We start from the raw sequence: 21,397 nt of genomic DNA, 5'->3' as shown, positions 1-21,397 counted from the left end.
CCATGCACCACCGTGCGGCCTATTGCATGCCTACCTCCTTGTTGATCGCCGCTCTACACTGGCGGCCATGTTTCCTTCACCCGATTAAGTCAGATCATGCGAACTCAGAAAAAGGCCGTTTCACTCCTGCTCTCGCTGGCCACGGCAGCCGTCCTGCCGGGTTGCGTCAGCTATAAAGGCATCGGCAGCAGCGCTCAAACCGCCCAGCCAGCAGACTACGCTGCATCTCAAGCATTGGCTGATGAGCATGGGCACTGGCCCTCGGCCGACTGGGCCAGCCGCTTCGGCGATCAGCAGCTGGCCGCCCTGATTGCCGAAGCACTGAAGAACAGTCCCACCCTGGATCAGGCCAAGGCGCGCGTCGCCGCAGCAGCAGCCTATAGCGACAGCACTTACGCTGCGGCCGGCGCCAAGGTGAATCTGGACGCCAGCGTCACGCGCCAACGCTACACATCAAATGCATTGGTGCCGCCGCCGGTCGCAGGTTCCTACCAGACCGAGAACAAGGCGCTGCTGAGCGCTTCCCATGAACTGGACGTGTGGGATAGACACCGCGCGGCGGAGCGGGCGTCTGTTTCGCGCCTGTTGTACGCCGAAGCAGAAAAAGAAAAGGTAAAACTGGCCCTGAGCACTGCCATCGCCCACACCTACAATGAGCTGGCCGGCCTTTATCAACAGCGCGACCTGGCGGCCGACGACATCGCACAGCGCCAGCAACTACGCCAGTTAAGCACCGCGCGCACCCGCGCCGGTCTGGAAACCGAAGTCGAACTACAGAACATCAACCGCGCCATCGCCAGCAGTCAGACCTCGCTGGCGGCACTGGATGGCAAAATCACGGACGTGCGCTTCCAGCTGGCCGCCTTGCTGGGTGCGGGTCCCGATCGCGGCCTGCTCATCGCACGTCCTGCGCTCGCTGAAGGCAACGCGCAACAGGACAGTCTGCCCGACAATCTGCCGGCGGACCTGGTATCGCGCCGTCCCGATATCGCCATGGCGCGCTGGTCTGTCGACGCCCGGACGCAAGACATCTCCGTGGCCAAGGCGGAGTTCTATCCCAACCTGAACCTGAGCGCCGCGGTTGGCCTGGATTCCTTTGGCTTCGGCCGCTTCCTCAACGCGTCCAGCCGCAGCTTGTCGGCCGCCCCTGCCGTGCATTTGCCGATCTTCGACAGCGGCGCCCTGCGCGCCCAGCTCAAGGGCCGTTACGCCGATTTCGATTACGCCGTGGCCAACTATAACCAAACGCTGATTACAGCCTTATCCGAGGTGGCGACCGAAGTGGCACGCATCCGCAGCACCGACGTGCAACTGAACGATGCGCAATCCGCCAGCGACGCCGCCCGGCGCAACTGGCAGCTGGCCGCCAGCCAGTACAAGGCGGGACTCAGCACGCAGCAGAACGAGCTGCAGGCACGCCTTAACGTCATTGCCGCCGAACAGACCATGGCCAATCTGCGCAATGCCCGCCGCGATCAGCAAATCGGCCTCGCCGCCGCACTGGGTGGCGGCTTCGGCGACAACGAAAACTCCGCAAAATAATTTCAAGAGATGACATCATGAACGACCAAGTCCAAACCGCTCCTAAATCCAAACGCCGCGTCGCCCTGATCATCCTGGGCGCAGCAACCGTCTGCGCCACTGTCGCCTGGGCAGCCTACTACTTCAGCTACAGCCAGTATTTCGAAGAGACGGACGACGCCTACGTCAACGGCAATCTGGTGCAGTTGAACTCCCAGATCGGCGGCACCGTCGTGGGCATCTTTGCCGATGATACGCAGATCGTTCAAAGCGGCGACAGCATGGTAAAGCTGGACGCGGCCGATACCCGCATTGAACTGGAGCGCTCCAAAGCAGCATTGGCGCAAGCCGTGCAGCAGGTCAGCACACTGTACGTCAACAACAGCACGCTCAGCGCGCAGATCACCCAGCGCCAGGCCGAACTGGCGCGCGCCGAGGATGATCTGAAACGCCGCCAGTCAGCCGATATGGCAGGCGCAGTGTCGGCCGAAGACCTTGGCCACGCACGCGACGCCATCAGGGAACGCAAGGCAGCGCTGGCTGCGGCGCAGCAGCAACTTGCCGCCAACCGCGCGCAAACCACGCAGCAGCACATCGGCGAACATCCCAGCGTTCTGGCAGCTGCGGCCCGTCTGCGCGCCGATTATCTGGCCTATGCGCGCAGTAATGTTCCGGCACCTGTGACAGGTTATGTCGCCAAACGCTCGGTGCAACTGGGCCAGCGCGTGGCAGCAGGCACGCCGTTGATGGCGATCGTTCCCCTCGATGGCGTTTGGGTGGACGCCAACTTCAAGGAGAGCCAGCTGAAGGCAGTCCATCTCGGCCAGCCGGTTACCCTGCACGCGGAATTGTATGGCAAAGACGTTGACTATCACGGCAAGATCATCGGCTTCTCGGCCGGTACGGGCAGCGCGTTTGCGGTACTGCCGGCGCAGAACGCGACCGGCAACTGGATCAAAGTGGTACAGCGCCTTCCGGTGCGCATCGCGCTCGATCCGAAAGAGCTGAAAGATCATCCACTGCGCATCGGCCTGTCGATGGCAGTGGAAGTCGACACGCATGACCGCAATGGCTCCCAGCTCGCTGCGGCGCGCACCAGCTTCCAGACGTCCGTGTTCGACAACTACGGCAAGGAAGCTGACGCGGAAATTGCCGCCATCATTGCAGGCAACCAGAGCGTGCATTAAGGAGCCCTCATGGACACTCCCATCAAACCAGGGAACCCGCCGCCATTGACAGGCGGCAGGCTGGTGCTGGCCACTTTCGCAGTGGCGCTCGCCACCTTCATGAACGTGCTGGATTCGTCCATCGCCAACGTGGCCATTCCCACGATCTCGGGTAACCTCGGCGTATCGGTGGACGAAGGCACCTGGGTGATTACGCTGTTCGCGGCGGCCAACGCCGTGTCGATCCCGCTGACCGGCTGGCTAACGCAGCGCATGGGCCAGATCAAGCTGTTTGTCGCCGCCATTCTGCTGTTTGTAATTTCGTCCTGGCTATGCGGCGTGGCGCCGACTTTGCCCGTGCTGCTGGCGGCGCGCGTGCTGCAAGGCGCGGTCGCCGGGCCTTTGATCCCGCTGTCGCAAGCCATCCTGCTTAGCTCCTATCCGAAGGCCAAGAGCGGATTGGCACTGGCACTGTGGTCGATGACTGCGACCGTCGGCCCGATCGCCGGCCCTGCCCTCGGCGGCTGGATGACGGACCGCTATTCCTGGTCGTGGATCTTCTACATCAATGTGCCGGTCGGCCTGTTCGCCGCGGCCGTGACCTGGGCCATCTACAAGGATCGCGACACGCCTTCGCGCAAGCTTCCTTTCGATACCGTGGGCCTGGCCTCATTGGTGGCCTGGGTCGCCTCGCTACAGATCATGCTCGACAAGGGGAAGGACCTGGACTGGTTTCAGTCGCCGCTGATCGTCGGCCTGGCCATCTTCGCCGCGCTGAGTTTCACCTTCTTCGTGATCTGGGAACTGACCGAAGCGCACCCCATCGTCAATCTGCGCCTGTTCATGGGCAGGAACTTCCTTGGCGGGACGGTGGCGATCTCCGTCGCATACGGCGTGTTCTTCGCCAACCTCGTGCTGCTGCCGCAGTGGATGCAGCAATACCTGGGTTACCGCTCTGTCGATGCAGGCATGGCCACCGCGCCACTGGGCGTCTTCGCCGTGCTGCTGGCGCCCGTCATGGCCAAACTCATGCCACGGTCGGATGCCCGTGTGCTCGGCACGGCGGCCTTCGTCGGCTTCGCCGTCGTGTTCTTCCTGCGCTCGAACTACTTCCTTGATGTGGATTTGTGGACGCTGATTTTGCCAACGCTGCTGCAAGGTATACCGATGGCGCTGTTCTTCGTGCCACTGACAGCCATCATCCTGTCTGGCCTTCCGGCGGAGCTGATCCCCGCCGCCGCCGGCTTGTCGAACTTCGTGCGCGTGTTCTTCGGCGCAGCTGCCACGGCCATCGCCAGCACGGCGTGGAATAACCGCTCCATCCTGCACCACGCGCGGCTGATCGACCAGGCGCACGCCAACAATCCCCTGTTCACCGACAGCCTGCAACAGCTGCAAACCGCGCTGCATGTGAATCCACAACAGGCCTATGCCAGCTTCGAAAGAAGCGTCGTAGCGCAGGCCGCGATGCTGGGACTGGACGATGTGTTCTGGATCTCCGGCGTGATCTTCATCGCCATCATTCCGCTGATCTGGCTGACCAAACCAGTGCGTGGCCAAATGTCCGACGCAGCTTCCGCTGCACACTGATATGACTCGAATACGCCTGATACACAGCGACCCGATCGTCAACATCGGCCTCGCCACGCTTTGCGATAACCTGGCCGGCGTGATTCTTTGCCGCGACGATGAACAGGGGCCCGGCATCGTGATCGCCGACTATCAACGAGGTCTGGACCTGACACGCCGCCGCGAATTCGATCAGGCCCGCATCCTGGTCATCACGCATTACAACAAAGAAGGCGAAATACGGCGCGCCCTGCAATCCGGCATTCACGGTTACCTGCTGCAGAACTGCGTGCTCGATGAGCTCAAGCCAGCGATCACGGCGCTGAGCTGCGGCCAAAGCTACTTGAGCGAGGACGCAAAACGGATCATCGACAACAGCTGGAGCCGCGCCGAACTTACTTGCCGCGAGTCGGATGTACTGCAATTGCTGGGAAAAGGCTACGGCAACAAAGCCATCGCCCGCGAATTGGGAATCAAGGAACAAACCGTCAAGAGCCACCTCAAACACATGATGTCCAAGCTGGACGTCTCTGCCCGAACGCAGGCCGTTGCAGTCGCCAATCAGCGGGGGTTGCTGACAATGGAATGAAATGGCCTGCAAATATCACTTGACCTTCAAGTTCACTTCAACCTTACAGTACGGGCAGATTCAAACTGAGGAGTCAACATGAAAGTATTTGACAAGCTTGTCCTGCCAAACGGTACGACCATTCCAAACCGGATCGCAAAAGCCGCCATGGAAGAAAACATGGCCGACGCCGAGCACGGTCCGTCCGATCAGCTGATGCGCCTCTATCAAACCTGGGCCGACGGCGGTGCGGGCCTGCTCATCACCGGCAACGTGATGGTCGACAGCCGGGCGATGACGGGACCTGGCGGCGTCGTGTTGGAGAATGATGAACAGATCGGGAAATTCAAGCGCTGGGCGGAAATTGGACGGGCCAAGGGCGCGCAGTTCTGGCTGCAGATTAATCACCCGGGCCGGCAAATGCCCGCCAATCTTGGACAGGATACGTGGGCGCCGTCCGCAGTCCCCATCGATCTGGGAAAAATGTCCAAACACTTCAACGCTCCTCAGGCGATGACGCAGGAGATTATCGAGGACGTGGTTCGGCGCTTCGCCAATTCCGCGCGGCTGGGCGAGCTGGCCGGATTCACGGGGGTAGAAATTCACGCCGCGCACGGCTATTTGCTTAGCCAGTTCCTGTCCCCACTGACTAACCGGCGCACCGATGCGTGGGGCGGGTCATTGCAGAATCGCGCAAGATTATTGGTGGACGTTGTCAAAGCCGTTCGTGCTGCTGTTTCGCCGGCATTTACGGTGGCGGTCAAACTCAATTCCGCCGATTTCCAGCGAGGCGGTTTCAGTGCGGACGATGCCAAGCAGGTAGTGCAACTTCTTAACGATCTGGCCGTCGACCTGGTTGAACTGTCAGGCGGCAGCTACGAAGCGCCAGCCATGCAGGGCGACGCGCGCGACGGCCGCACACTCGCACGGGAGGCATATTTTGTTGAATTCGCCCGTGATATCCAGACCGTCGCGAAAATGCCGGTCATGGTGACCGGCGGGATTCGGCGTCGACAGGTTGCAGAACAGGTCGTAGCAAGCGGATTGGACATGATCGGCATAGGCACGGCGCTGGCCATTGACCCTCACCTGCCGCGCGACTGGCGGCTTGGTAAAAACAATGCGCCTGCCCTTCGTCCGATCAACTGGAAGAACAAGGCGTTGGCGTCACTGGCAAATATGGCAGCCGTCAAATTCCAGCTCAATAAGCACAGCGCTGGCAGGAATCCGGACCCGCAGGTGTCGCCTTTGAAGGCCTTGGTCTTGCAGCAGATCGCCAACACTTGCCGCGCCCGGCAATATCGCGTCTGGATGGCGCAACGTTCAAGACGGTAACCGTAGGTTTCCGCCCAGAGGTGGGCGGGGTTCTTTGCGCGCCACCTTAGCTGGCGGCGCGTTTTTTTTATCAGTCCAGTGCTTTCGGCGCGTAAAGCGCGCTTTGGACCTCCGGTACGTACTCATACTTGACCGTCTTCCCGGGTCAGATGTCCTTCCCGATCGCGGTTGGTGAAGTTATTCGTGACCATGACGGCTTTTGCTGGAGATATCGCCCAGCTTCTCTCCCTCGATGACAACGTCGGCCTTCCCCGTCTCCGCATCAGCAATTTCAAAGACAACGCTCTTGCCGCTTTCACGCAAGCTTATGCCGGTGAGCCACTTCGGCAAGTTGTAGCCCACCACCCCGCGGACTCTCTGTCGTTCTCACAGTACCGATACGCATAGGCGGAGAGCGCCACCAGTCCCCTGCCCGGCCACACCTGCAGCGGCAGGACCTTTGCCAGCATGTCAGGATTTCTTTCGCGCGGTGATGCCCAAGGTATCCATCACTCTGGCAGCATTGTCCTCGCATGCCATCTCTTCCGGTTTCGAGTCGATCAGCTGAATCAGCGTGAGCAGATGTGCTTTGTTCTGGGCCAGACGAACTTCCATTGATTCGATGTCGCCAACCTTCTTCCTGAGCGCGGCGATCAGTTCATCGTGCTGCCAGCCACTGGCGTCCGCAGGCAGCACCTGCTTGATTTCGTCCAGCGTAAAGCCAGTCTGTTGTGCGTTGACGATGATGGACAAAATCGCGACCGCTTCAAGCGGATATTCCCGATAGCCGTTCGACTTCCGGTCCACGGCCTTCAAAAGCCCCTTCGCCTCGTAGAAGCGAATCGTCGCCGGCGTCAGGCCAGTTCGTTTCGCCAGGTCACCGATCTTCATCGTCTTTTCACCCAAGTATCCCCTGCCAACTTTATACCTGAAGTGAACTTGAATGTCATACAGGGCGTTGCGCTACTCAGCAGCAACGCCTACAACCCCATACCCGACAGGAACGCCTCAATCTGCTGTTCAAAGCGCGGCCGTTCATACGCTAACAGCGCCATACGCCATAGGCCCTGCAGGTAGGTAGTGATCACGGACGCGGTGATCTGCGGATTCAGCGACTGAGGCAACACTCCCTCATCCTTATCCTTTTGCAGACGTTCGCAGAGAAGTGCCTGGACGCTCGCCAGCCCTTCTTCGGCACGCGTCCGCAACTCTGGTTCCGACAGCACTTCTTCAGTGAGCATGGCTGCGATCATGCATAGCGGCGACGGAGTATTCGGCGCATCCAAAGTGTCCAGCACCATACGGAAAAAGGCACGTACCCCTTCGCCAGCCGTAGGGGCCGACAGCACAGCGTCAAAGCGGTGGCGCGTGACCATGTCTTCGTATCGGTCGACACAGGACAGATACAGCTGCTTCTTGCTCTTGAGGGTGTTGTAGAACGAGCCCTCGCCGATGTCCATGACCTTCAGAAGATCGCGCAGACCAGTTTCCGCGTAACCGCGCTGCCAGAACAGGGCCGTCGCCCTGTCCACCGCCTGCTCATAGTCGAAAGTGATTTTGCGTGCCATAGCGGCACTATACTTTATTTGTATCGACTGCTACAAGATAATTGACATCACCGGCTCATGAAGTTTAAATTGTAGCGACCGCTACAATTATGGAGATTACATGAGTGATATCGCAGCCGTTACACCATTTGAAGTCCAGGTTCCACAGTCCGCTATTGATGATTTGCGGCTTCGCCTAAGCCTCACCCGCTGGCCGGATAGAGAGATCGTCGAGGACTGGTCGCAGGGCGTTCCACTGAATGCGGCTAAATCCCTGGTGGATTACTGGCTCAATACCTACGACTGGCGCAGGTTTGAAGCGCGCCTGAACAGCTTTCCCCAGTTCCGGACCGTGATTGACGGCGTGGGCATCTATTTCATCCACGTTCGCTCGCCGCATGCGAACGCGATGCCTATCCTTCTGACCCACGGCTGGCCGGGATCGGTGGCCGAATTCCTGAACGTCATTGAACGGCTTTCCGACCCGACAAAATTTGGCGGTAACGCTGAGGACGCTTTCCACGTGGTTCTGCCGGCGATTCCGGGTTACGGCTTTTCCGACAAGCCAACTGAGCTGGGATGGAATCCAGCACGTATTGCCCGGGCCTGGTCGGTACTGATGACGGATCGTCTTGAATACACGCATTGGGTAGCCCAAGGCGGAGACTGGGGATCGGCGATTACAACCGCATTAGCCGGTCAGGCGCCGAAGGGTTTGCTGGCTGCACACGTCAATCTGCCCATGGTCGTTCCAGCAGAATTGCCAGAGAACCCGAATGAGGAGGAACGCAAGGCGCTTGAAGATATTGAACGATACGTTTCCAATATGTCCGGCTACGCAAACCAGATGAATACACGTCCGCAAACCATCGGTTATGCGCTGCATGACTCTCCGGTGGCGCTTGCGATGTGGATGTACGAAAAATTCTGGGAGTGGACCGACAACCAGGGCCTACCGGAAGATGCCCTCTCGCGCGACCAGATGCTGGATGACATCTCGCTGTATTGGTTTACCGGCACTGGGACTTCGAGTGCGCGGCTGTATTGGGAAGGCGTAGGCAGCACGATCCGCAGTTCAGACTTCTTCTCAAGCGCTCGTTCAGGTGTGGGACGCATTCAGGTTCCGATGGGCGCCACGATCTTCCCCGCTGAGACATTCCAGCCACCGCGAGCGTGGGCTGAAGCGGCATGGGCTAATCTGTTTTATTGGAACGAAGTTGATAAAGGAGGGCACTTCGCTGCATTCGAACAGCCTGAGATCTTTGCCATCGAAATGTGGGAGGCGTTCCGGCCGTTTCGCAGTAAGCGCTCTGGTCAGTAAGTCCGGATACACACTCGCCCGTCCGGACAAAAAAAATGGGCTCCGCAGGGGAGCCCATTTTTCTTTGTTCTGGCGGAGAGGGTGGGATTCGAACCCACGGTAGGGGGACACCCTACGCCTGATTTCGAGTCAGGTACATTCGACCACTCTGCCACCTCTCCAGGTACTGCAGCAACGGTGGTCGCCGTTGGAAGACCAAGATTATAGCAGCGTTATTCCAAAATGGAAGGGTAATTTCTGCAAATCCTGGAAATTGTTTTCATCAGGCCGGGGTCAGACGCTCGGCACCGGCCATGTATGGGCGCAGTGCTTCAGGAATGATCACGCTGCCATCAGCTTGCTGGTAGTTTTCCAGGACAGCGACCAGGGTACGGCCCACTGCCAGGCCGGAGCCGTTCAGGGTGTGCAGCAACTCAGGCTTGCCCGAAGCGTTACGGAAGCGTGCCTGCATACGGCGCGCCTGGAAGGCTTCGCAGTTGGACAGCGACGAGATCTCGCGGTAAGTGTTCTGCGCCGGCAGCCACACTTCCAGGTCGTAGGTCTTGGCGGCGCCGAAGCCCATGTCGCCGGTGCACAGCTGCATGACGCGGTACGGCAGGCCCAGTGCCTGCAGAATCGTTTCAGCCTGGCCCACCATTTCTTCCAGCGCCGTATAGGACTGCTCCGGATGCACCACCTGCACCAGCTCCACTTTGTCGAACTGGTGCTGGCGGATCATGCCGCGCGTGTCGCGGCCGTAGGAGCCGGCTTCGGAACGGAAGCATGGCGTGTGTGCGGTCATCTTGATCGGCAGCGCATCGGCGGCCACGATCTCGTCGCGCACGATATTGGTCAGCGAGACTTCGGAAGTCGGGATCAGGTAGAAGGTTTCGCCTTCGCCTTCTGCGCCGCCCTTCTTCACCGAGAACAGGTCCGCTTCGAACTTCGGCAGCTGGCCAGTGCCCAGCAGCGAATCAGCGTTGACCATGTACGGCGTGTAGCACTCGGTGTAGCCGTGCTTTTCGGTGTGCGTGTCGAGCATGAACTGCGCGAGCGCGCGGTGCAGGCGTGCGATGCCGCCCTTCATCACGGAGAAGCGCGAGCCAGTCAGTTTGGTTGCGGTGTCGAAGTCCAGACCCAGCGCTGCGCCGACGTCAACGTGGTCCTTGATCTCGAAGTCGAAAGCGCGCGGGGTTCCCACTTTACGCACTTCGACGTTGGCCGTTTCGTCGGACCCTGCGGGCACGGATTCGTGCGGCAGGTTCGGTACGGCCTGCAGGAAGCTCGACATCTTTTCCTGCACTTCGCCCAGCTTTACTTCATTCGCTTTCAGCTCGTCGCCCAGTCCTGCGACTTCGGCCATCACGGCGGAGGTGTCTTCTCCTTTACCCTTCAGCATGCCGATCTGCTTGGACAGCGAATTGCGCTTGCTTTGCAGTTCCTCGGTCCGCATCTGGATGGCTTTACGTTCACCTTCCAGGGCATTGAAGCCAGCCACGTCCAGCTGGAACTTGCGGGTCGCCAGTTTGGCGGCGACGGTATCAATATCTTTACGGAGAAGTTGGATGTCAATCATGGCATTGCCGGCTTATGTCGAAAGGAGCAATTGTACCAAGATGAAGCCACTTCTATCGAGTTTTACGCCCTCCGGCGCCCGGCATCAGATCAGTGCAGATTTTTCTTCTTTGCTCAGGCGCTTGGCGGTGATGGTCACAACTGGCATTGCGCTGTCGGCGCTCGCCACGACTGCTGGATCGGCGGCGACTTTAACAACTGGGGTGCTGGCGGTAGCGAAGCTTGCGACGATCGACAGAGCGGCAGCGATAACGAAGGCGGCTTCGAAGTTTTTCAGGGCTTTCATGATGTTCTCCTTTGGGGTTCAGTTGAATCAATTACTGCTTGGATGATTCCACTGTACGTAAAGGCGCCCTGCCCCGCCATCGCCTTGCGACGGAGCGCGGAAAACACGGAATGAAATGCAGAAAACGCGGTCCTGAAGCGTCTTATTGCACGTACTGCTCTGGCATCGTTGGGGAGGTTTGCAGCCAGCCCATCACGGCATCGTTGAAGGCATCCGGCTGCTCGCGCATGACCCAGTGGCCGCTGCGGAAAGCCAGCACCTTATTGCCTGGCTTGGCCTGCACAGCCGCTTCGAAATTCCGTGTGTGGAACTGGAAGGGACGGCGCCGTCCATAGATGTACAGCATGGGACAGCGCAGCTTGAACGGCAGCGCCGTGCGCCGCGCAGGATGGTCGTTGAACCAGCTGACGGCATAGGGACAGTTCAGATGTGCGCTGACTTTCTGCGCTTCAGCGCGCGTGCTATTGGCCGCCATCGACAGGCGCATCTTGTAGAACGCGAGCTTGAGACGACCCGCCCAGTCCAGCGAATCGCGGAAGGAGGCCTGGCTGGAGCCGCCAATGCCCACGCCGATGATGCGCGACACCAGTTCAGGAAAGCGCATGGCAAATTGATAGCCATATACGCAGCCCCAGTCGTGCAGCATCAGCACGACCGGCTTGTCCGGGCTGATCAGCCGCACGGTTTCGGCGAACATGGTGGTAACGTCTTCCAGCGAACGGCCGCGGCCGCCGCGGTAGCCGGAGAACGTGAAGCGAACGCAACGATACGAGGGGGACAGCGCTTCCACTTGCGGGTCCCATAGCCGCAGATCATCCGGCCAGCCGTGGATCATCAGGATGGTTTCATTGCCCCGGCCTTCCACGTGGACCGTGACACCATCAACCACGAGCTGCCCCATCATTTGCGACACCCCCAGAATTTTTTGTTAAAAGTATGACAATATCATACTCAGGGGATTTATTACTGTCCAGCTTTAAAATGTTGTAACCGCAAGCCTGCCTAAGCTTCAATATAAACGACTGTTGTAGTTATACAAAGCTCACGCGGCCGTCTTGTCGAAACGCTGAAGGAACCCTTCAAGGCTGGCTTCGATCCATGCATTCGCCTGGAATTGCACTGCATTCATCGCGCTGCCGCTGAAGGCCAGTCCGGTGGCCGCCACATAGCTGATGTCCCGGATGCCGATTACGCCCAGCGCGGCGTTCAAATAAGGACGGAAGAAGTCGGGCTGCTTTGGCGGGTCGCGGAACATCGCACCGCCCGAGCTGACGGCGACCAGCGTTGGACGATCGCCCAGCAAGCCCTTCTTCCCCTCCGGCGTATTATGGAAAGTCACGCCGTTGCGCACCACCATATCGATCCACAGTTTCAGCGATGCGGGCACCGTGAAGTTATGGACCGGCGACGCGATCACCACCAGATCGGCCCACTTCAGTTCCGCGATCAGCTGGTCGGAGACAGCCAGCGCCGCGCCGTAGCGCGCCTGCGCCTCGTCGCGCGGCAGCTGTACCGACTCCGCGTACTCGGCCGACATGGCCGGCAGCGGCTCGGCGCCGATATTGCGCTCGATCAGTTCGACCGGACGGCCGCTGCGCGCGGTAATGGCATCCACAAGATGGCGGCCCAGCGCGCCGCTCGTTGCGTTGGCGTTCGCTTGGCGTGGGCTGCATTCGATAAGAAGCATTTTCATGATGAATTCCTGCAGAAATTTCAGAGATGAAACATCCTAGCTTTCATGCGGTACAATTCATATGCCCATTTATCGAAACTTTTACCAGGCCACTTTGCAATGAAACGTGCCAATGAGCTGGAATTTGCACTGGGCCTGCGTCCCGAGGGCATTACCCTGCAGCGTTGGCTGTACAACGAACTGCGCGATGCCGTTCTGAGCGGCCGCATTGCACCCGGCCGCCGTCTGCCGTCCAGCCGCGATTTCGCCCGCCAACAGGACATTTCCCGCGGCACCGTGCTGGCCGTGTATGAGCAGCTGATCGCGGAGGGCTACCTGATCGGCACCACGGGCAGCGGCACCACGGTGTCGCCGAATCTGCCAGCCAACCTACCCGCCGCCGTACCGCCGCGGGCGCTGGCTTCGACGCGGCTGTCGCAGCAAGGCAAGCGTTTGGCCTGCAGTCCTTTTGTGATGGGCGAGCAGCGCATGCCCTTGCAGCCTTTCCGACCCAACCAGCCGGACGTATCGGCCTTCCCCATTGCCACCTGGCGCCAGCTCGCCAACCGCTATGGACGCACCCGCTGGGCCGATGAACTGCACTATGGCGACGCGGCAGGCTACGCGCCGCTGCGCCAGGCGATTGCCGAGCACCTGCACTATTCGCAGCGCATTGCGTGCGAGGCGAGCCAGGTCGTCATTTTCTCCAGCGCCCAGCAAGCGCTGGACCTGAGCGCCCGTCTGCTGCTCGATCCCGGCGATGCGGTGTTGATGGAAGATCCCGGCTATCCGGGCGCGGCGCGCATTTTCGGGCTGAATGGTGCGCGTATCATTGGCGTGCCGGTCGATATGCAAGGCTTGCGCACCGATCCTCCCTTGCCTTCCACGCCCGATGTGCGCATGGCTTATGTCACCGCCGCCCACCAGGCGCCGCTTGGCGGCAGCCTGCCGCTGGAGCGCCGCCTCGCGCTCTTGTCCTGGGCCGAAGCGAACAACACGATGATCATCGAGGACGATTACGACGGCGAATTCCGCTTCGATGGCCAGCCTCTGCCCGCGCTGAAAAGCCTGGACGGCAGCGAACATGTGATCTACATGGGCTCTTTCAGCAAGCTGCTGTTCCCTGCCCTGCGCCTGGCGTACATGGTTGTGCCGGCCTGGATGGCGGATGCTTACCGTTCCGCCATCTCGCTCACCTGCCGTCACGCGCCCGTGTATCAGCAAGCGGTGCTGGCTGACTTCATCGCCGGCGGCCACTTCGCACGCCACCTGCACCGTATGCGCCTGCTGTACGCCGAACGCGCGCGGCGTTTCCAGCACGAGTGCAAAACCCGCTTCGCCGGCTTGCTCAAGCCGATCCCTGTCAGCACGGGCCTGGACGCCACCGTTCTCCTGCCCGCCCACGTCAACGACGCCGATGTCGCGGCTGCGCTCAATCGCAATGGCATCGAAACACGCGCCGTATCCTTCTACTGCATGCAGCAGAAGGCGCCACCGGGACTGGTGATGGGTTTCTCTTCGTTCGACGAAACCGCCATGCGCAATGGCATGGACGATATGGAGAAAGTGTTCGGCCAATTGGCCTTATGATTTGCCGGCGTCCTCGTCCAGCTTGCGCAGGAAGGCCAGCTTGTCGGCGATTTTGGATTCGAGCCCGCGCGGCACGGGTTGATACCAGCCCGGTTCCGTCATGCCGTCCGGCAGATAGGTTTCGCCTGCCGCATAGGCATGCGGTTCGTCGTGGGCGTAGCGGTATTCGTGGCCGTAGCCCAGTTCCTTCATCAGCTTTGTCGGCGCGTTGCGCAGGTGGACCGGCACTTCGCGTGACTTGTCGCGTTTGACGTAAGCCATGGCGGCGTTGAAGGCGTTGTAGCCCGCATTGCTCTTGGCCGCGACGGCGAGGTAAATCACTGCCTGCCCCAGTGCCAGCTCGCCCTCCGGAGAGCCAAGCCGCTCATAGGTTTCCGCAGCATCGTTCACCATGGTCAGCGCGCGTGGATCGGCCAGGCCGATGTCTTCCCACGCCATGCGGATGATGCGCCGTGCCAGGTAGCGCGGGTCGGCCCCGCCGTCGATCATGCGGCAGAACCAGTACAAAGCCGCATCCGGATTCGAGCCGCGCACGGATTTGTGCAGGGCCGAAATCTGATCGTAGAAATTGTCGCCGCCCTTGTCGAAGCGGCGCGCGTTCAGGGTCATCGCGTTCTCGACGAACTTGGCGTCGATTTTCTGCACACGCGCCGAACGCGCGGCGGTCTGCGCCTGTTCCAGCAAATTGAGGAAGCGGCGCGCATCGCCGTCCGCAAAGCCAACCAGCGTATCGATGGCGACGTCTTCGAATTCGATATCCTGCAGCGCCGTCTTCTGCGCCTTGGCCAGCAGCTGGCGCATTTCCTCGTCGGTCAATGACTTCAGCACATAGACCTGGGCGCGCGACAGCAATGCCGAGTTGACCTCGAAGCTTGGGTTCTCCGTGGTGGCGCCGATGAAGGTCACCAGGCCGGATTCCACGAACGGCAGCAGCGCATCCTGCTGCGCCTTGTTGAAGCGGTGGATCTCGTCCACGAACAGGATGGTGTGCTTGCCGTACTGGTCCAGCGTTTGCTGCGCCTGGTCCATCGCAGCGCGGATATCCTTCACGCCCGCGAACACCGCCGACAAGGCGATGAACGACGCGTCAAAGGCATTGGCGGTCAGGCGCGCCAGCGTGGTCTTGCCCACGCCCGGCGGCCCCCACAGGATCATGGAATGCGGTTTGCCGGCCTGGAAAGCCAGGCGCAATGGTTTGCCCTCGCCCAGCAGATGCTGCTGGCCGATCACCTCGTCCAGCGTCTTGGGGCGAAGCGATTCGGCCAGTGGCTGGCGTGGTTCGGATGAAAAGAGATCGGCCATGACGTCAATTATTGATGACGTCCGCACCCTTCGGCATGACGAATTTAAAAGAGGTCGCGTTCAGTGCTGGATTTTTTTCAAACTTTTTGAACGCCAGCACGGAAGTCTGCCCGAAATTGTCCTTCAGCTCCATCGCTTCCGGCGCGCCGTTTTTCAAGCCGATCAGAATTTGCTCGAAGCTGGTGTCCTTGGTCTTGGGGACGGCTTTCAGCCATTCCAGGCCATCGCGGGCGCCCGCATCGGACAGGGTGAAGTTTTTTTCCAGGTCATTGCTGCCGAACAGAATGGCGGCCGGCGAGGAGCCCAGGGCATTGCCCAGTTTCTTGACGGTGACCTGGTTCAGGTCCTTGTCGAAGATATACAGCTGCTCGCCATCGGCCTGCAGCAGCTGCTCGTAAGGCTTCTGGTAAGTCCAGATGAATTTACCCGGACGCTCGAATACGAAAGTGCCGGAGGCGGGCTGCGACACCTTCTCCTTGCCGTCCACATTCTTCACCAGCTTTTGCGTGAAATCGCCGCGCGCCGCCTTGGTCGAGGCAACGAACGATTTGAACTGGTCCAGCGCGGAAGCGCCGGCGCTGCCTGCAACGAGCAGGCCCGCGGCCAGGGCCGCAACAATTTTCAGCTTCATAAAATTCCTTATTCCGCGGACGCCGTCGGCGCGATGATTTCGCGGTTGCCGTTCGACTGCATGGCCGATACCACGCCGCTGTTTTCCATCTGTTCCAGCAGGCGCGCTGCGCGGTTGTAGCCGATGCGCAGGTGGCGCTGCACCAGCGAGATCGACGCCTTGCGGTGCTTGAGTACCACCTGCACGGCCTGGTCGTACATCGGGTCGGACTCGCCGCCCCCCTCACCGCCACCGCCTGCCATTGCGCCGTCGCCGCCCTCTTCCAGCGTGCCGCCTTCGAGGATGCCATCGATATAATTCGGTTCGCCCTGCTCTTTCAGGTGCTTCACCACGCGGTGCACTTCATCGTCCGACACGAAAGCTCCGTGCACGCGGATCGGCAGGCCGGTACCGGGCGGCATGTACAGCATGTCGCCCATACCCAGCAGCGCCTCCGCGCCCATCTGGTCCAGAATGGTACGCGAGTCAATCTTGGACGATACCTGGAAGGCAATACGGGTCGGAATGTTGGCCTTGATCAGGCCCGTAATCACGTCTACAGATGGGCGCTGCGTCGCCAGAATCAAGTGTAGGCCGGCCGCACGGGCTTTCTGGGCGATACGGGCGATCAGCTCTTCCACCTTCTTACCGACCACCATCATCAGGTCGGCCAATTCGTCGATGATGATGACGATGGTTGGCAGTTTCTCCAGTGGCTCCGGCGAATCCGGCGTGATCGAGAATGGATTCGGGATCTTTTCTTCGCGCTTGGCCGCTTCCGCGATCTTGGCGTTATAGCCGGCCAGGTTACGCACGCCCAGCTTGGACATCAGCTTGTAGCGGCGCTCCATCTCGTTCACCGCCCAGTTCAGCGCGTGGCCAGCCTGGCGCATATCGGTCACCACCGGCGCCAGCAAGTGCGGGATGCCTTCGTACACCGACATCTCCAGCATCTTCGGGTCGATCAGGATCATGCGCACATCGTGCGGATCGGCCTTGTACAGCAGCGACAGGATCGTGGCATTAATACCAACGGACTTACCGGAACCGGTGGTACCCGCCACCAGCAGGTGCGGCATCTTGGCCAGATCAGCCACCACCGGCTTGCCGGCGATGTCCTTGCCCAGCGCCACGGTCAGCGGCGAAGAGTTGTCGTTATAAACTTTGGAGCCCAGAATCTCGGTCAGGCGCACGATCTGACGCTTCGGATTCGGCAGCTCCAGCGCCATGTAATTCTTGCCGGGGATGGTCTCGACCACGCGGATCGACGTCAGCGACAGCGAACGTGCCAGATCGCGCGCCAGGTTCACGATCTGGCTGCCCTTCACGCCCGTTGCCGGCTCGATCTCGTAGCGCGTCACTACCGGACCCGGATACGCCGCCACCACCTTGGCTTCCACGCCAAAGTCGGACAGCTTCTTCTCGATCAGGCGGCTGGTGAATTCCAGTGTCTCGACCGCCACGGTTTCCTGTTGCGGCGGCGCGTCATCCAGCAGCGACAGCGGCGGCAGGTCGGTATTCTCGATTTCGCTGAACAGCGTGCCCTGCTTCTCCTTGATCACGCGCTCGGACTGCACCACCTGGGTGACTTGAGGCTCGATCTTGACCAGTGGCGGCGGCGGCGCTTCCGGCGCACCCGGCACGCTTGGCGCGACCGGCGCCGGGCGCGGATGCTTCTCCTCGTGCTTCACGCGCTCCTTGACCACCACTTCCTCGCGCTTGACCATGGCGGCCTCGCCCTGGCGGCGGTCTTCGCGCATCTCCATGCGCGCCTTGACCCAGTCCAGGGCCAGCTCGATGCCATAGCCGATGCGCTCCGCCACCGTCATCCACGATACGTGGAAGAACAGGCTGAAACCGGTGCCGAACAGGAGCAGCAATACCAGCGTAGCGCCGGTGAAGCCCAGTCCAACGTGGGCCGAGTGGCCGATCAGCTCACCCAGCACGCCACCCGGTGCGCGCGGCAGTTGCACCTTCATGGTGTACATGCGCAGGTATTCCAGGCCCATGGAGCCGCACAGCAGGAAGGCGAAGCCGATCACGCGGATCAGGCCTTCCTGGCGGTGTTCCGGGTCGGGTTCCGTCTCCAGCACGAATTTATGTGTCAGCCGGCGGTAGCCCTGCCACACGAAGCGCAGCATATACATGCACCACCACCAGGCCGAAAAACCGAAAATAAACAACATCAGGTCGGACAACCAGGCGCCGCCGCGGCCGCCCAGGTTCATCACCTTGGCGACATTGGTATTGTGCGACCAGCCCGGATCGACCCGGTTATAACTGGCCAGAATCAGGATGAAATACACGCAGACGACCAGCAGGGCGAAGAATTTCGCCTCTGACAACAGCCGCACCAGCCGGTTCGGGAGCGGCTGGCGTTCGACCGGATTGCGCTTGTAACCTTCTTTGGTCGTCGCTTGACTGGCTTTACTCATTGCTTCGAGGAATTTTTTCCATATTGCGCTTATTCTAAGGCATACAGGGTGGAAAAGCCCTCTCAATTCATGTGAAATCAATGCTTCGCTTATAATTCCTGTTTCCGCGGGCGGGGGTTGCGCTGAGGCACCCTGCCCCAATGTACAGTGCATCCAACTTATTTGAAGAAGCTTCCCATGACCACTACCAAACACGCCCGCGTACTGATCCTTGGCTCCGGCCCAGCCGGCTACTCCGCTGCCATTTATGCGGCGCGAGCGAACCTGAACCCGGTTCTGATCACCGGCGTTGAGCAAGGCGGCCAGCTGATGACCACCACCGACGTGGAAAACTGGCCGGCTGACCCGCTGGGCGTGCAAGGTCCGGACCTGATGCAGCGCTTCCTGCAGCACGCCGAGCGCTTCAAAACCGAAATCGTGTTCGATCACATCCACACCACCAAGCTGAATGAAAAGCCAATCCGCCTGATCGGCGACAGCGGCGAGTACACCTGCGACACCCTGATCATCTCCACCGGCGCCTCGGCCCAGTACCTCGGCCTGCCGTCGGAAGAAGCGTTCATGGGCCGCGGCGTGTCCGCCTGCGCCACCTGCGACGGCTTCTTCTACCGTGGCCAGGAAGTGGCCGTGGTCGGCGGCGGCAATACCGCTGTCGAGGAAGCGCTGTACCTGTCCAATATCGCCACCAAGGTCACCCTGGTGCACCGCCGCGACAAGTTCCGCGCCGAGCCTATCCTGGTGGACCGCTTGATGGCCAAGGTCGCTGAAGGCAAGATCGAACTGAAACTGAACTCCAACCTGCACGAAGTGAAGGGCGACGACTCCGGCGTGACCGGCATCGTGATCCAGCACAACGACGGCGGCCTGAGCGAAGTTTCCGTGCACGGCCTGTTCATCGCCATCGGCCACAAGCCGAACACCGGCATCTTCGAAGGCCAGCTGGAAATGCACAACGGCTACATCAAAACCCGCACCGGCACCGAAGGCATGGCCACCGCCACCTCCGTACCGGGCGTGTTCGCCGCCGGCGACGTGCAGGACCACGTGTACCGCCAGGCCATCACCTCGGCCGGTACCGGCTGCATGGCCGCACTGGACGCACAGCGCTACCTCGAAGGACAGGAGTAATCGTCGTATGAAGTCGTTCGCCGACCTGAAAGGCTTTGGCAAGCAGCTGAAGGAACAGGAAGAAGCCAAGGCCGTCGCCGAGAAGGAGCGCGTACAGCGCGAAAAGGCGGCGGCTGCGGCGGCGAACGTCTTTGCCACCTCGATGGGCGGCGTGCAGAAAATGAAACCGTCGGACCGCTATGTGGCGCCGATTGCCAAGGCGCCTTTTTCGGATGCCGCCCGCGCTGCGGCTGCAAAATCCGGCCCGCGCAAGCCGCTGAACGCCGCCGAGCAGGCCGCCGATGATGCCGCCGTGCTGCGCGAATCCATGCTGTCCGACCAGTTCGATGTCGATCACTACATCGAAGAAGACCCGGCACTGAACTACCTCGCACCCGGCGTCGGCGTCGACGTGATGAAGCGCCTGCGCAAAGGCTACTGGCCAGTGCAGGACGAGCTCGACCTCCACGGCCTGCGCCGCGACGACGCCCGCAACGCTATCGGCCAGTTCCTCACCAAGGCTGCGCAGCGCAACTACCGCTGCGTATGCGTCATCCACGGCCGCGGCTTCGGCTCGCGCGGCGGCGAACCGGTGCTGAAGTCCATGGTCCACAGCTGGCTGGTGCAAACCGACGGCGTCATCGCCTTCACTCAGGCAAACGCAGCCGAAGGCGGCGAAGGCGCCCTGATGGTCCTCCTCCGCGCCGCTCTCGCTCCAGTCCGCTAAATATTATTGCGTCCCCATTTACGGCCCCGTTTGGTGCGCGTGTTTGCAACTCTTGTGGGTGGGATGCTAATCTGTAGTTATTTGCAACCAATAACTACAACGCATGAAAATCGTCCCACACGTCTCGCTCATTACGATTATCGAGGTCGTGGCAATCCTGGTTGGGGCGTTCTCGGGGTTTATTGAAGCCCGGCGCAAGCGGATGGACATCGTCGGTGTCTTCATCGTCGCCTTCATCACCGCATTTGGCGGCGGTACCATGCGTGATGTGCTGCTGGACAAGCGTCCCCTGTTCTGGGTGGCGCATCAGGAATATACGATTCTGCTCTTCGTGGTCGCCCTGTGCGCGGCGCCCTTCATCAAGCAATTAAGACATATCGTTTCCGAACGGCTGATCGTGATTGCCGATGCGGCAGGCCTCGGCCTGTTCGCAGTGGCGAGCGTAGCCCAGGCACTGGCGGCGGGGATGCCGCTGTTTATCGCGTCCATGATGGGCGTGATTACCGGCATCTTCGGCGGCGTACTGCGCGATGTGCTGTGCAACGAGGTGCCGATGGTCTTCCGCGACGGGAAGCCTTACGCCATCTGCGCTTTCTTCGGCTGCTGGTTCTACATCGGGCTGCAGTACACCAGCGTGTCCGATGACGTGGCGCTGTGGTCGAGCGCGGCGCTGATCATGGCCATGCGCCTGGTCAGCTGGAAGTTTGACCTCAAGCTGCGCGGCTCCACCTAAGCGCACTAGCGGGCGCCCGGCCCGCCACGCATGATTAAACGGCGTCCGGGCCGGTTTCGCCGGTGCGGATGCGGATCACCTGCTCGATGTTCTGCACGAAGATCTTGCCGTCGCCGATCTTGCCGGTGCGGGCGGCCTTGATCACGGCGTCCACGACCTGTTCGGCCACGCCGTCATCGACCACCACTTCCACTTTCACTTTCGGCAGGAAGTCCACGACATACTCCGCGCCGCGATACAGTTCCGTATGGCCTTTCTGGCGGCCGAAGCCCTTCACTTCCGTCACGGTCAGGCCGGTGACGTTCACTTCAGCCAGCGCTTCGCGCACTTCGTCCAGCTTGAATGGCTTGATGATGGCGGTAATTTGCTTCATTG

General features: G+C 60.6%; 21 protein-coding genes and 1 tRNA gene. 10 read left to right on the top strand and 12 right to left on the bottom strand.

Annotated elements, in window-relative coordinates; all coding sequences use genetic code 11:
• Positions 1 to 96 precede the first annotated feature (96 nt).
• The 5 genes from AB4Z19_RS21860 (at position 97) to AB4Z19_RS21840 (ending at position 6,159) form a co-directional block, all read left to right on the top strand.
• Complete coding sequence (locus tag AB4Z19_RS21860) at positions 97 to 1,542, top strand: efflux transporter outer membrane subunit (protein WP_442023005.1); 1,446 nt, start codon at positions 97 to 99, stop codon at positions 1,540 to 1,542.
• A gap of 17 nt (positions 1,543 to 1,559) precedes the next feature.
• Positions 1,560 to 2,708: an HlyD family secretion protein gene (locus tag AB4Z19_RS21855; protein ID WP_442023004.1), complete on the top strand. Its 1,149-nt coding sequence runs from the start codon at positions 1,560 to 1,562 to the stop codon at positions 2,706 to 2,708.
• Positions 2,709 to 2,717: 9 nt separating this feature from the next.
• Positions 2,718 to 4,277 carry a DHA2 family efflux MFS transporter permease subunit gene (locus AB4Z19_RS21850; RefSeq protein WP_442035972.1) on the top strand — a complete coding sequence of 520 codons (1,560 nt, stop codon included), beginning with the start codon at positions 2,718 to 2,720 and terminating at the stop codon, positions 4,275 to 4,277.
• A gap of 1 nt (position 4,278) precedes the next feature.
• Positions 4,279 to 4,845 carry a LuxR C-terminal-related transcriptional regulator gene (locus AB4Z19_RS21845; protein ID WP_442035971.1) on the top strand — a complete coding sequence of 189 codons (567 nt, stop codon included), beginning with the start codon at positions 4,279 to 4,281 and terminating at the stop codon, positions 4,843 to 4,845.
• 78 nt (positions 4,846 to 4,923) lie between these two features.
• Positions 4,924 to 6,159, top strand: coding sequence for an NADH:flavin oxidoreductase/NADH oxidase family protein (locus AB4Z19_RS21840; RefSeq protein WP_442029471.1), 1,236 nt, complete (start codon positions 4,924 to 4,926; stop codon positions 6,157 to 6,159).
• A 177-nt stretch (positions 6,160 to 6,336) separates the two neighbouring features.
• Here AB4Z19_RS21840 and AB4Z19_RS21835 read toward each other — a convergent pair whose 3' ends face one another.
• The 3 genes from AB4Z19_RS21835 to AB4Z19_RS21825 form a co-directional block, all read right to left on the bottom strand.
• Positions 6,337 to 6,489 carry a hypothetical protein gene (locus tag AB4Z19_RS21835; protein ID WP_442035970.1) on the bottom strand — a complete coding sequence of 51 codons (153 nt, stop codon included), beginning with the start codon at positions 6,487 to 6,489 and terminating at the stop codon, positions 6,337 to 6,339.
• 120 nt (positions 6,490 to 6,609) lie between these two features.
• On the bottom strand, positions 6,610 to 7,029 hold the full coding sequence (locus AB4Z19_RS21830) for a MerR family transcriptional regulator (RefSeq protein ID WP_442035969.1): 420 nt from the start codon (positions 7,027 to 7,029) through the stop codon (positions 6,610 to 6,612).
• 89 nt (positions 7,030 to 7,118) lie between these two features.
• On the bottom strand, positions 7,119 to 7,706 hold the full coding sequence (locus AB4Z19_RS21825) for a TetR/AcrR family transcriptional regulator (RefSeq protein ID WP_442029763.1): 588 nt from the start codon (positions 7,704 to 7,706) through the stop codon (positions 7,119 to 7,121).
• A gap of 100 nt (positions 7,707 to 7,806) precedes the next feature.
• On the opposite strand from AB4Z19_RS21825, the gene AB4Z19_RS21820 reads away from it, so the two are divergent.
• Positions 7,807 to 9,006 carry an epoxide hydrolase family protein gene (locus AB4Z19_RS21820; RefSeq protein ID WP_442035968.1) on the top strand — a complete coding sequence of 400 codons (1,200 nt, stop codon included), beginning with the start codon at positions 7,807 to 7,809 and terminating at the stop codon, positions 9,004 to 9,006.
• Between the two features lie 70 nt (positions 9,007 to 9,076).
• Here the strand turns inward: AB4Z19_RS21820 and AB4Z19_RS21815 are convergent.
• The 5 genes from AB4Z19_RS21815 to AB4Z19_RS21795 form a co-directional block, all read right to left on the bottom strand.
• Positions 9,077 to 9,167, bottom strand: a tRNA-Ser gene (locus AB4Z19_RS21815).
• A gap of 101 nt (positions 9,168 to 9,268) precedes the next feature.
• On the bottom strand, positions 9,269 to 10,561 hold the full coding sequence (gene serS, locus AB4Z19_RS21810; protein ID WP_442025439.1) for a serine--tRNA ligase: 1,293 nt from the start codon (positions 10,559 to 10,561) through the stop codon (positions 9,269 to 9,271).
• Positions 10,562 to 10,645: 84 nt separating this feature from the next.
• On the bottom strand, positions 10,646 to 10,846 hold the full coding sequence (locus AB4Z19_RS21805; protein WP_442025440.1) for a hypothetical protein: 201 nt from the start codon (positions 10,844 to 10,846) through the stop codon (positions 10,646 to 10,648).
• A 142-nt stretch (positions 10,847 to 10,988) separates the two neighbouring features.
• A complete protein-coding gene (locus AB4Z19_RS21800; RefSeq protein ID WP_442025441.1) occupies positions 10,989 to 11,750 on the bottom strand; it encodes an alpha/beta fold hydrolase in 762 nt (253 codons plus the stop codon).
• Between the two features lie 138 nt (positions 11,751 to 11,888).
• Complete coding sequence (locus AB4Z19_RS21795) at positions 11,889 to 12,539, bottom strand: FMN-dependent NADH-azoreductase (protein ID WP_442025442.1); 651 nt, start codon at positions 12,537 to 12,539, stop codon at positions 11,889 to 11,891.
• 99 nt (positions 12,540 to 12,638) lie between these two features.
• Here AB4Z19_RS21795 and pdxR point away from each other — a divergent pair, with 99 nt between their 5' ends.
• Positions 12,639 to 14,108 (top strand): MocR-like pyridoxine biosynthesis transcription factor PdxR, encoded by a 1,470-nt coding sequence (gene pdxR, locus AB4Z19_RS21790; RefSeq protein ID WP_442025443.1) that lies wholly within the window; start codon positions 12,639 to 12,641, stop codon positions 14,106 to 14,108.
• Here pdxR and AB4Z19_RS21785 read toward each other — a convergent pair.
• The 3 genes from AB4Z19_RS21785 to AB4Z19_RS21775 are packed head-to-tail and all read right to left on the bottom strand — an operon-like array spanning position 14,103 to position 18,455.
• Positions 14,103 to 15,410 (bottom strand): replication-associated recombination protein A, encoded by a 1,308-nt coding sequence (locus tag AB4Z19_RS21785; RefSeq protein ID WP_442035967.1) that lies wholly within the window; start codon positions 15,408 to 15,410, stop codon positions 14,103 to 14,105. The two genes, pdxR and AB4Z19_RS21785, sit on opposite strands and share 6 nt — an antisense overlap.
• Before the next feature lie 4 nt (positions 15,411 to 15,414).
• A complete protein-coding gene (gene lolA / locus AB4Z19_RS21780) occupies positions 15,415 to 16,041 on the bottom strand; it encodes an outer membrane lipoprotein chaperone LolA (RefSeq protein ID WP_442025445.1) in 627 nt (208 codons plus the stop codon).
• Between the two features lie 8 nt (positions 16,042 to 16,049).
• Positions 16,050 to 18,455, bottom strand: a complete 2,406-nt coding sequence (locus AB4Z19_RS21775) for a DNA translocase FtsK (RefSeq protein WP_442035966.1) — start codon at positions 18,453 to 18,455, stop codon at positions 16,050 to 16,052.
• A gap of 177 nt (positions 18,456 to 18,632) precedes the next feature.
• On the opposite strand from AB4Z19_RS21775, the gene trxB reads away from it, so the two are divergent.
• The 3 genes from trxB (at position 18,633) to AB4Z19_RS21760 (ending at position 21,022) form a co-directional block, all read left to right on the top strand.
• Entirely contained in the window at positions 18,633 to 19,583 is a 951-nt protein-coding gene (gene trxB, locus AB4Z19_RS21770) for a thioredoxin-disulfide reductase (RefSeq protein WP_442035965.1), read from the top strand.
• Between the two features lie 7 nt (positions 19,584 to 19,590).
• Complete coding sequence (locus AB4Z19_RS21765) at positions 19,591 to 20,289, top strand: Smr/MutS family protein (protein WP_442029241.1); 699 nt, start codon at positions 19,591 to 19,593, stop codon at positions 20,287 to 20,289.
• A gap of 103 nt (positions 20,290 to 20,392) precedes the next feature.
• Positions 20,393 to 21,022, top strand: a complete 630-nt coding sequence (locus AB4Z19_RS21760; RefSeq protein ID WP_442029242.1) for a trimeric intracellular cation channel family protein — start codon at positions 20,393 to 20,395, stop codon at positions 21,020 to 21,022.
• A gap of 34 nt (positions 21,023 to 21,056) precedes the next feature.
• On the opposite strand, the gene AB4Z19_RS21755 is transcribed toward AB4Z19_RS21760, so the two are convergent.
• Complete coding sequence (locus AB4Z19_RS21755; protein ID WP_442029243.1) at positions 21,057 to 21,395, bottom strand: P-II family nitrogen regulator; 339 nt, start codon at positions 21,393 to 21,395, stop codon at positions 21,057 to 21,059.
• Positions 21,396 to 21,397: the final 2 nt, after the last annotated feature.

It is taken from the genome of Pseudoduganella sp. RAF19, assembly GCF_052114165.1.
Taxonomy (GTDB): Bacteria; Pseudomonadota; Gammaproteobacteria; order Burkholderiales; family Burkholderiaceae_D; genus Rugamonas.
This window is presented reverse-complemented; position numbering and strand designations above follow the sequence as displayed.

Coding starts and splice junctions, on each gene's coding strand:
- AB4Z19_RS21860 (WP_442023005.1), top strand. CDS start 97: ATGCGAACTCAGAAAAAGGCCGTTTCACTCCTGCTCTCGCTGGCCACG.
- AB4Z19_RS21855 (WP_442023004.1), top strand. CDS start 1,560: ATGAACGACCAAGTCCAAACCGCTCCTAAATCCAAACGCCGCGTCGCC.
- AB4Z19_RS21850 (WP_442035972.1), top strand. CDS start 2,718: ATGGACACTCCCATCAAACCAGGGAACCCGCCGCCATTGACAGGCGGC.
- AB4Z19_RS21845 (WP_442035971.1), top strand. CDS start 4,279: ATGACTCGAATACGCCTGATACACAGCGACCCGATCGTCAACATCGGC.
- AB4Z19_RS21840 (WP_442029471.1), top strand. CDS start 4,924: ATGAAAGTATTTGACAAGCTTGTCCTGCCAAACGGTACGACCATTCCA.
- AB4Z19_RS21830 (WP_442035969.1), bottom strand. CDS start 7,029: ATGAAGATCGGTGACCTGGCGAAACGAACTGGCCTGACGCCGGCGACG.
- AB4Z19_RS21825 (WP_442029763.1), bottom strand. CDS start 7,706: ATGGCACGCAAAATCACTTTCGACTATGAGCAGGCGGTGGACAGGGCG.
- AB4Z19_RS21820 (WP_442035968.1), top strand. CDS start 7,807: ATGAGTGATATCGCAGCCGTTACACCATTTGAAGTCCAGGTTCCACAG.
- serS (WP_442025439.1), bottom strand. CDS start 10,561: ATGATTGACATCCAACTTCTCCGTAAAGATATTGATACCGTCGCCGCC.
- AB4Z19_RS21805 (WP_442025440.1), bottom strand. CDS start 10,846: ATGAAAGCCCTGAAAAACTTCGAAGCCGCCTTCGTTATCGCTGCCGCT.
- AB4Z19_RS21800 (WP_442025441.1), bottom strand. CDS start 11,750: ATGATGGGGCAGCTCGTGGTTGATGGTGTCACGGTCCACGTGGAAGGC.
- AB4Z19_RS21795 (WP_442025442.1), bottom strand. CDS start 12,539: ATGAAAATGCTTCTTATCGAATGCAGCCCACGCCAAGCGAACGCCAAC.
- pdxR (WP_442025443.1), top strand. CDS start 12,639: ATGAAACGTGCCAATGAGCTGGAATTTGCACTGGGCCTGCGTCCCGAG.
- AB4Z19_RS21785 (WP_442035967.1), bottom strand. CDS start 15,410: ATGGCCGATCTCTTTTCATCCGAACCACGCCAGCCACTGGCCGAATCG.
- lolA (WP_442025445.1), bottom strand. CDS start 16,041: ATGAAGCTGAAAATTGTTGCGGCCCTGGCCGCGGGCCTGCTCGTTGCA.
- AB4Z19_RS21775 (WP_442035966.1), bottom strand. CDS start 18,455: ATGAGTAAAGCCAGTCAAGCGACGACCAAAGAAGGTTACAAGCGCAAT.
- trxB (WP_442035965.1), top strand. CDS start 18,633: ATGACCACTACCAAACACGCCCGCGTACTGATCCTTGGCTCCGGCCCA.
- AB4Z19_RS21765 (WP_442029241.1), top strand. CDS start 19,591: ATGAAGTCGTTCGCCGACCTGAAAGGCTTTGGCAAGCAGCTGAAGGAA.
- AB4Z19_RS21760 (WP_442029242.1), top strand. CDS start 20,393: ATGAAAATCGTCCCACACGTCTCGCTCATTACGATTATCGAGGTCGTG.
- AB4Z19_RS21755 (WP_442029243.1), bottom strand. CDS start 21,395: ATGAAGCAAATTACCGCCATCATCAAGCCATTCAAGCTGGACGAAGTG.